The organism is Rhodopseudomonas sp. WA056 (assembly GCF_010906995.1).
Lineage (GTDB): Bacteria > Pseudomonadota > Alphaproteobacteria > Rhizobiales > Xanthobacteraceae > Rhodopseudomonas > Rhodopseudomonas palustris_G.
Genome location: NZ_QPFS01000164.1, coordinates 1 through 8,673 on the forward strand (window position 1 = coordinate 1; position 8,673 = coordinate 8,673).

Sequence of the window (8,673 nt, forward strand, 5' to 3'; positions counted from 1 at the left end):
GCCCGTGCGGGTGCGATCGGCGGCGACAGAACCTCCGGCCGGAATTCGGGCGCGCGCGCCGCCGGCTCCGGCGCGAAGCTCGCCGATTTCGGGGGTCTGACGTCGTTTTCCGGTCCGCGCTTACCAAACACCTCGATACTCCAACACCAGGCTTACTTGGCCCGCAGCTTCTCCAAGATCGGTGCCAGGAAGGAGCCTTTCGACTTCTTGGCTTCACCGCGCCCGGTCAATCGCTGAGCGATCTGCAGGAACATCTCGGTCGTCTTGTGATTCGCGGCGATCTCCGCGATCATCTGGCCGTTGTTGGCGGCCGCGCCGAACATCTGCGGATCGAACGGGATCGAGACGATCGGAGGGCTCTCGATCGCCTTGGCGAACTCGGCGGTGGAGATCTCGGGTCGCTTGGGCACGCCGACCTGATTGAGGCAGTACAGCGGTGGACGGTCGTTCGGCCGCGCCGCCTTCAGAAGGTCGATCAGGTTCTTGGTATTGCGCAGATTGGCGAGGTCCGGCGTCGCGACGATCAGGATGTCGTCGGCGGTGATGAGGGACCGTTTGGCCCATCCGGTCCATTGGTGCGGAACGTCGAGCACGATGCACGGCATCGTGGCGCGTAACGTATCGAAGATCGCGTCGAACGCTTCAGTGCCGAAATCGTAGACCCGGTCCAACGTCGCCGGTGCGGCGAGCAGGCTGAGGTGATCGGTGCATTTCGACAGCAGCCGGTCGACGAATGCGGTGTCGACCCGGTCGGGCGAGAACACCGCCTCGGCGATGCCTTGCGGCGGGTCCTGGTTGTAGTCGAGGCCGGCGGTGCCGAAGGCGAGATCGAGGTCGGCGACCACCGAATCCAGTGCCAGATCGCGGGCGATCGCCCAGGCGACGTTGTGGGCGACCGTCGAGGCGCCGACGCCGCCCTTGGCGCCGACCACCGCGATGATGCGGCCGACCGCCTTGGCTTCGGGCGCCGAAAACAGATTGCAGATCGAGCGCACCACGTCGATCGGCTGCACCGGCGCGATCGCGTAGTCGCTGACGCCGCGGCGGACCAGCTCGCGGTATAGCGTGACGTCGTTGACCTTTCCGATCACGATGACCCGCGTCCCCGGATCGCACACCGTGGCGAGCTGGTCGAGACCGGCCAGCACGTCGCTGCGGGCGTCGGTCTCGAGCACGATCACGTTCGGCGTCGGAGCCGAGCGATAGGCCTCGATTGCAGCGGCGACGCCGCCCATCTGGATCTTCAGGTGGGCTTTGGCGAGGCGGCGGTCCTCGCCCGCGGCCTGCACCGCGGTCGCGGTTTCGACGGTCTCGCAGAAGGCTTGAACCGACACGCGCGGCGCCGGCGCGATGTGCTCGTCCGGCCCGGAGTCCGGGGCGGCGGTCGCCGATTCGTCCTGGTTCTGGCGCGAGTAGCTGATCATTGTCCGGCGTTGCTCAACTTGGTCTTGTCGGTGGTGTCCGGTTTGGTGGTGCGATAGACGTCGTTGGTCACCATGCGACGCGCGGTATAGGCCGGCGTCTCCGGCCGCGGTTGCACCAGGTCGGCCGGATTCTCGACCATTGCGGCGAGGTTCCGCTGGTTGGCGCAGCCCAAATTCCAATACGGGCGGTTGTCGTAGTAGCCCTTGTTCTTGATGCTGGGGCCGATGTCTTCCGGCCACAGCCCGCAAGGCCCGGCGACGGCGGTGATCTTCGGATAGATCAGACGGATGGTCGCGAACGTGCGCGGATCCGCAGGGCGATAGTGTTTCACGGTGACGCCGCGCGGCGGCACGCCGTTGGCGGACAGCACCGATTGGATTTCCCGGATCGTATCCGATGCGGCGCGGGCGTTGGGCGTGTCGGAGGGCACCTCGGCGATGATCGCGCCGGTGCCTTCACGGAGCCAAGCCTGGCCGAGCTCGGCGACTTCGGCGCGTTGAAGCGCGGTGAGACCGCCACGGCCGTTTCCGACGAACACCTCGACGGTGCGGTCGGCCTCGCGGATCGCGATCGGATGGCGCTGCCGATAGTCGGTCGGAATGCTCTGGGTGACTTCGACTTCCCGCTTGGTATGGGTGCAGGCCCCGAGCGAAAGGGAAAAACAGATCAGGGCGGCCCCGAGACCGAGGCCGCGCATCGCTCTGGCGGAAGTAGGCAATGTCATCGTCTTGTCCTCGCTCCGCCTAGTCGGTGATGAAGCCGAAACGGCCGCGATAGGTGCGTGCCGGCTCGCTCCGCCCGGGAACGCCGTAGAGCTTGTTGAGGCTGCCGAGCAGATCGCTCTGTGGATCGGAGGCGTCGGCGAAGCCGTCGTCGGGCCGCGACAGATCTTTCTGTGCCACCGCCCGCACCACGTAAGGAGTGACCAGCACCATCAGTTCGGTCTGGCGATTGATGTAGTCGCGGCTGCGGAACAGCGTTCCGAGAATCGGCAGTTGTGCGGCGCCCGGCATGCCGTTGATCGCCTGCTTGGTCTGCTCCTGGATCAGGCCGGCCATCGCCAGCGAGCCGCCGGAGGGGATCTCCAGCGTGCTTTCGACCCGGCGAGTCTTGATCGACGGCACCGACAGGCTGTTGATGACGACGGCGTTGTCGCTCGACACCTCCGAGACTTCCGTCATCACCTTCAGGCTGATCCGTCCTGCGGTCATGACCACCGGGGTGAAATTGAGCAGGATACCGAACTTCTTGAACACAACCGACGGGGTACAAACGCCGTTGGTGCAGGTGACACCGCTCGGCACCGGAAATTCGCCGCCGGCCAGAAACGTCGCGGGTTCGCCGGAAATTGCCGTCAGGTTCGGTTCGGCGAGGGTGCGCACCACGCCCGCGCTCTCCATCGCCCGCAGGGTCGCGGTCACCGACGGCAGCGATCCGAATTTAGTGGTCAGCGCATTGTTGGGCACAAGCGCGCTGCCCGATTGCGTGAACGGGTTGGTGTTGTTGAAGTTCACCACGGCGGTGCCGTAGGCCATGTTGGCGCTGAGATCGACTCCGAGCTGCTTGACGATGTCGCGCTGCACCTCGGCGACGGTGATCTTCAGCATCACCTGGTCGCGACCGCGGACCGCGATGTTGTTCACCACCTTCTTGTCGTCGCCGACCAGACGGGCGGCCAGATCGAACGCCTGCTGCGCCTCGATCGGGGAGGCCACCGAGCCGTTCAGCATCACGCCTTCGCCGAGTCCTTCGACGTGGATGTCGGCGGTCGGCAACGTCTGCTTGAGCGCGGTCCGGATGCCGTTGAGGTCGCGGGTCACGGCGATGTCGTAAGCGGCGATCTGCCGGCCGGTCGAATCGAAGAATACAATGTTGGTCTGTCCGACCGCGGCACCGATGATGTAGGCACGCTGCGCCGACCGGATCACCGCATTGGCGATTTTAGGATCGGCCACCAGCACGTCCTTGATGTCGCGGGGAAGGTCGATCACCATCGACTTCCCGATGCCCAGCGCGACGGACTGCGCGTTCAGCCCGCCGGACGCAGCCGGCGCGGCGCGGTAGTCGCTTGCGTGGGCTGCCGTCCAGGCCGGGATCAGTGTCAGCACCGCTGCGGTGGAGAGTGCGATGGCGGTGCCGCGCAGGGATCGCGTCGATCGAAGGCCGGTTCTGCGGTTCATTTCCGTCCCCCGATCATTTCGACGTCTGGGTGGTGACGCCGTAACGCACGATATTGACGGAGTCGCGCTTGGCGTCGTTTTCGGTCGTGGACGGCTGACCGGCGTCGGCGAGGCTGCGAAGCGCCAGCGCCAGCGTTCCGCTCTGCCGCGCCCGCGCCAGGTATTCGGCCTGCTCGGGCTTCAGCTCCAGCGTCGCGGTCTTGCCGACCACGACCTTCTGGCCATTCTTCTCCTCGATTGTCTGGTCGACCGCGAGTACGCGGACGTTGCTCAGAATGATCTCGGACACGATCTGCTCGCCGCTCGGACGATCCGAGTTCTTTTCTCGCTTGGACAGGATCACGTCGACGCGGTCATTGGGCAGGATGAAGCCGCCAGCGCCTGTTTCCGGAGAGATCTCGGTCGAAATCGCGCGCATGCCGCTCGGCAGGATCGCGGCCATGAAGCCGGAGCCGTTGGCCTTGACCAGTTTCTGCTCGCGGATCGGCTCGCCGGCGATGAACGGCGATCGCGCGATAGATCCGGCGAGATCGGTCGTGGCGTTGGGTTGGTCGTTGCGGCGGATGAAATGCGAGCTGGCCGTAGCGGAGGGCCAAGTCTGCCATTGCAGATCACCGGGGGCGACGGCCTGGCCGAGCGGAATATCGTTCTTGGCGACCAGGACCTCGACCGTTTGCATTTTTGCGACCGGCTCGGCGGGGGCCTGCGGCTGCGGCCCGGCGGTGCTGGCCAGATAAGCGGCGACGCCGCCGGCACCGACTGCGATGGTCAGGACGACAATGCGCGCGGTATTCATACGCTTCACTTTCCACATGACACGGGCGGCGCACCCGCCGCAGTGAGGCGAGTTGACCAGCTATTCGTCAAAGCATGGTTAATGAGGCGTATCTAAATCGCGTTAACGGGAAGTTCCTGCGCTGTCAGTGCAGCGTGAACCGGGCGAGGTCGACCGCCCCGATCCAGTCGGTTTGCGGATACACCGCGAGCGCGCCCATCGCCAGCGCGATGCCGTAGGGGATCCCGGTCTCCTGGGCATGGAGTCGCAGCAGCCAAGTCTGGCCGGCGAACACATAGGGCAGCGGCCACTGCCGGAAGCTCAGCAGCAGCAGCGTCAGCGCGCCGCCAAACAGCGAGGCGTAAAGCAGAAAGTCCAGCAGGTCGCCGAAGCCGAACCACAGCGCCGCCGCCGCCGCGACCTTGGCGTCACCACCCCCGATCCAGCCCATCGCGAAGCATCCGAACGCCACGGCCAGCACTGCTGCGCCGGCGCCGATATGCATGCCGAACACGGCGAGGCTCATGCCCGACATCGGAGCGAGCACGAGGAAGCCTGCCAGCAGCAGCAGCGATACACGATTGGAGATCGTCATCGTGAGCAGGTCGCTGGTCGCGGCGAACACCATCAGCGCGGGAAACAGCAGCAGGCGGAGAAGATCAGCGATCATGATCGGGTCTCGCCGAAGAGGCAGGGCAAAGGTGGTCGCGACTTGCGCCGACCACGCCGGTCAGCTTACCGGGCAGAGGTGAATGATCGGGAAACGACAGCGGCCGCTCACCAAATCGTTGCGATCCGCATCGCGACTGCCACGATGCCGAGCACGAGCGCCGCGCACACGGCCGCCCGGGCGTCGAGATCTCGGAGGTCGAGCCGCGAGACCCTCTGTTTCGAAGCACGGTTAACCACGCTGTTCATGATTGCCCAGGCATTTCCGTTGTCGTCCTGAAGCCGGTCGCGGAGCAAAAAGGCCTCGGATAACCGAGGCCTTTGCCTATCAATCAGCCGCGACGCATCACTTCGCCAGTTCGTCCTTGATCTTGGTGAAGTTGGTCGAAAGCTGGCCGCCGACGCCCTGAACGGCGGCGATGATCGCCAGTGCGATGCCGGCGGCGATCAGGCCGTACTCAATGGCGGTGGCGCCGGATTCGTCCTTGATGAAACGCGCAACGATGTTCTTCATCGGGTAGCTCCATGTACACGTGGCTGTCGAACTCTGTTTGGTCTTGCCGGCGTTCTCAGCACCGTGACCATGGAACTAACCGTATGGGGTGGAAATTGCAGTGCAGTTAATTCGATTGCGTAAAAATGGGGGGATCGGGTGTTTCGGCCGCACTTATCCGGGACGGTAAATGTGCTGTTAATTTGAAGTAATTGTCGACGAAAGTCAGGCTGCACCGGCGTCTCGTTACCTTGCTTCATGCCCCTCGAAAGGTCGTCTGCTTCAAAACCGGACAAACTCGATCGAATCCTCAGCATTCGATTTGCAGTTCGTTCATCAATTGGCGTCACCCTCGCTCCATCGGGCGCCGGCACCGCTGCGTATCGCTTAGGTCGGCTCGTAAACGTCCCGGAGTTGAGTATGTCGTCGATCCTCACGCGCCGCCTCGGCGCAACCTTGTTCATTCCTTCGCTGCTGCTGGGCTTGCTGTCGGCATCGGCGACCGCCGGCACCGAGGATTCGATTTCGGTCAATGTCGATCAGGCCAAGCTGATCAGGCTGCCGCAGGACATCGCCACCATCGTGGTCGGCAATCCGTTGATCGCGGACGTGACCTTGCAGCCGGGTGGCATGGTGGTCGTCACCGGCAAGGGCTACGGCGCCACCAACGTCATCGCGATGGACCGCAAGGGCGCGATCGTCGCCGATCGGCTGATCCAGGTCGAAGGGCCTTCCGACAAGGTCGTGACAGTGTATCGCGGTATCGACCGGGAATCCTACAGTTGTGCGCCGATCTGCGAGCGTCGGGTGACGCTGGGCGATTCCGAAAACTACTTCAAGTCGACCATGGATCAGACCGGGAAGCTCAACGAGCAGGCGAGCGGCGCATCGACTCCCAAGACGAATTGAGGACGGCAGAGGCCGGCCGATCCGGGTTCCCGCCGGCGCCGTATGGTTGACGAACGCCTAACGTCGCGTGGCATTTTGCTCCAATCCTGCGAAACACTTCAACAATGTGTTGCGATTAGTTTCGGCGGCGAACAAGTCGACTGACGGAAGAGGGATGCGGGTCGATGCCGTCCATCGTTTCACAGGCACGCAGATTCCGCCGCGACCGGCGCGGCGCCACCGCGGTCGAGTTCGCGATGGTTGCTCCGATCTTCTTCGCCTTGCTGTTCGCGATCATCGAAATCTCGATGATCTTCTTCGCAGGGCAGGTGCTTGAAACCGCGGTGCAGGATTCGTCTCGTCTGATCCTGACCAGGCAGGCGCAGGAATCGGCGATGAACCAGGAGGGCTTCAAGACCGAGGTCTGCAATCGCGTCAAGGCGCTGCTCGATTGCGGGGTCGTCCGAGTCGACGTGCAGAACTACGGCAGCGACTTCAGCAATGTCAGCCTCGTCACCCCGATCGACAACGACAAGAACTTCATCGACAATATGAAGTACGACATCGGCGGACCGGGTGACATCATCGTGGTGCGGGTATTTTATCAGTGGCCGCTGTTCGTCACCAGGCTCGGTTTCGATCCATCGAACCTGGCCGGCGGCAAGCGCCTGTTGACGGCGACCGCCGCGTTCCGCAACGAGCCCTGAGCGAGACCCGTGATGCGCGCCCCCACTGATCGTCTGCGCCGTGCGCGCTTGCTGCTGAGGAGGCTGCGAACCGACCGCCGCGGCGTGGCGGCGACCGAGTTCGCGATCATCGTGCCGTTGATGTTGTTGATGTTGCTGGCCACCGTGGAAGTGACCTCGGGGATTGCGGCCGACCGCAAGGTGACGCTGGTGGCGCGAACCCTGTCGGACCTGGTGTCCCAAGCCACCAGCGTCACTGACAACGACATGAAGAGCGTGTTCGCAGCGAGCTACGGCGTGCTGGCGCCGTATCCGACCGCTGGCGCAAAGGCGACGATCACGGAAATCTACATCGACAAGAACAACGTCGCGAAAGTGCTCTGGAGCAAGTCGGGAACGGTGACGCAGAGCGGCACCACGGCATCCGCCGCGCTCACCGCGTCTCCCCACGGTCAGGGCGACACCATCGGTATTCCGGACGGTCTCAAAGTCGCCGATACGTTCCTGATCTTCAGCGAGTTCAGCTATTTGTATCAGCCGGCGATCGGCTATCTGGTGCCGAAGGCGGGCGTGAGCCTGAGCGATACGGCCTACACCCGGCCGCGGCAAAGCAGATGCGTCAACTACCCTCAGGCGGTCGCCTGCCCCTGAGGATTCGCGCCCTGTCGATCGCGCGAGGATCGTCCGGCGGCAAGTCGAGCGGCGGCTATTCGGGCACAGATTCCGGGAGGCAAAAAGAAACGGGGCCACGCTGATGGCGCGGCCCCGTTCGGTTCAGAACCGAAATCTGCTCAGCTTGCAGCGCGCAGATTGTCGGCCGACGACTTGCCAGAGCGGCGATCGGCAACGATTTCGTAGCTGATCTTCTGGCCCTCGCGCAGGGTGCCGAGACCGGCACGCTCGACTGCGCTGATGTGCACGAACACGTCGTTGCCGCCGTCATCCGGCTGGATGAAGCCGTAGCCCTTGGTGGCGTTGAACCACTTCACGGTTCCCATGCTCACGGGTGGTAGTCCCTTCTCAATATAGACACGGTCGATACCCACTTGGTCTCAGGTGGGCTGGTGAGATCGAATTTTTGGAAGGGTCGTCAGCGTCTGAACCGGCTGTACCGGTGGATAGCTAATGTCGTCCGGCCGAAAATCGATTAACAGATATTATGCGAAGCCTGCCCTCAAGACAATCCTGGCATGCGCGATTTTTTGATCGCGCGGGTTCCGCAAGTGGGGAGCTGTCTGCGCTTTGCCGGTGACGGCAAAGCGCCTTGTCGTTAGGCAGTCTGCCCTTAGCGGCGGCGGAACTGGCCGCGCGGCGGGCCGCTGCGCGGCGGGCCGCCCGGCCGCTCGTCCTTGTGCCGGAAGATCAGCCGGCCTTTTTCAAGATCGTAAGGCGACATCTCGACCGTCACCCGGTCGCCCGCCAGGGTCTTGATGCGGTTCTTCTTCATCTTGCCGGCGGTGTAGGCGACGATTTCATGCCCGGTATCGAGCTGCACGCGATAGCGCGCATCGGGGAGAATTTCGGTCACCAGTCCTTCGAACTGGATCAGCTCTTCTT

The 8,673-nt window shown here is 63.7% G+C and carries 11 protein-coding genes; 3 read left to right on the forward strand and 8 right to left on the reverse strand.

Features of this window, described 5'->3' with window-relative positions; translation table 11 throughout:
- Positions 1 to 152 precede the first annotated feature (152 nt).
- The 6 genes from DU475_RS21910 to DU475_RS21935 form a co-directional block, all read right to left on the reverse strand.
- Positions 153 to 1,424, reverse strand: coding sequence for a CpaE/TadZ family protein (locus DU475_RS21910; protein ID WP_013501436.1), 1,272 nt, complete (start codon positions 1,422 to 1,424; stop codon positions 153 to 155).
- Positions 1,421 to 2,149 (reverse strand): CpaD family pilus assembly protein, encoded by a 729-nt coding sequence (locus tag DU475_RS21915; protein WP_164633324.1) that lies wholly within the window; start codon positions 2,147 to 2,149, stop codon positions 1,421 to 1,423. Before DU475_RS21915 ends, DU475_RS21910 begins: the two co-directional genes overlap by 4 nt.
- A gap of 19 nt (positions 2,150 to 2,168) precedes the next feature.
- Positions 2,169 to 3,605 carry a type II and III secretion system protein family protein gene (locus DU475_RS21920; protein WP_047310078.1) on the reverse strand — a complete coding sequence of 479 codons (1,437 nt, stop codon included), beginning with the start codon at positions 3,603 to 3,605 and terminating at the stop codon, positions 2,169 to 2,171.
- Positions 3,606 to 3,618: 13 nt separating this feature from the next.
- Positions 3,619 to 4,401, reverse strand: a complete 783-nt coding sequence (cpaB, locus tag DU475_RS21925; protein WP_047310099.1) for a Flp pilus assembly protein CpaB — start codon at positions 4,399 to 4,401, stop codon at positions 3,619 to 3,621.
- Between the two features lie 124 nt (positions 4,402 to 4,525).
- Positions 4,526 to 5,050, reverse strand: coding sequence for an A24 family peptidase (locus tag DU475_RS21930; RefSeq protein WP_142883176.1), 525 nt, complete (start codon positions 5,048 to 5,050; stop codon positions 4,526 to 4,528).
- A 345-nt stretch (positions 5,051 to 5,395) separates the two neighbouring features.
- On the reverse strand, positions 5,396 to 5,563 hold the full coding sequence (locus DU475_RS21935; protein ID WP_013501441.1) for a Flp family type IVb pilin: 168 nt from the start codon (positions 5,561 to 5,563) through the stop codon (positions 5,396 to 5,398).
- Positions 5,564 to 5,962: 399 nt separating this feature from the next.
- Here DU475_RS21935 and DU475_RS21940 point away from each other — a divergent pair, with 399 nt between their 5' ends.
- From DU475_RS21940 to DU475_RS21950, 3 genes are all read left to right on the forward strand, one after another.
- Entirely contained in the window at positions 5,963 to 6,451 is a 489-nt protein-coding gene (locus tag DU475_RS21940; protein ID WP_013501442.1) for a pilus assembly protein N-terminal domain-containing protein, read from the forward strand.
- Between the two features lie 164 nt (positions 6,452 to 6,615).
- Entirely contained in the window at positions 6,616 to 7,137 is a 522-nt protein-coding gene (locus DU475_RS21945) for a TadE family protein (protein WP_142883175.1), read from the forward strand.
- A gap of 12 nt (positions 7,138 to 7,149) precedes the next feature.
- Positions 7,150 to 7,767 (forward strand): TadE/TadG family type IV pilus assembly protein, encoded by a 618-nt coding sequence (locus DU475_RS21950; RefSeq protein WP_013501444.1) that lies wholly within the window; start codon positions 7,150 to 7,152, stop codon positions 7,765 to 7,767.
- A 140-nt stretch (positions 7,768 to 7,907) separates the two neighbouring features.
- On the opposite strand, the gene DU475_RS21955 is transcribed toward DU475_RS21950, so the two are convergent.
- Positions 7,908 to 8,120: a cold-shock protein gene (locus tag DU475_RS21955; protein WP_011440687.1), complete on the reverse strand. Its 213-nt coding sequence runs from the start codon at positions 8,118 to 8,120 to the stop codon at positions 7,908 to 7,910.
- 281 nt (positions 8,121 to 8,401) lie between these two features.
- The coding region (infA, locus tag DU475_RS21960; RefSeq protein WP_164633325.1) for a translation initiation factor IF-1 at positions 8,402 to 8,673 on the reverse strand (272 nt) is incomplete at its 5' end.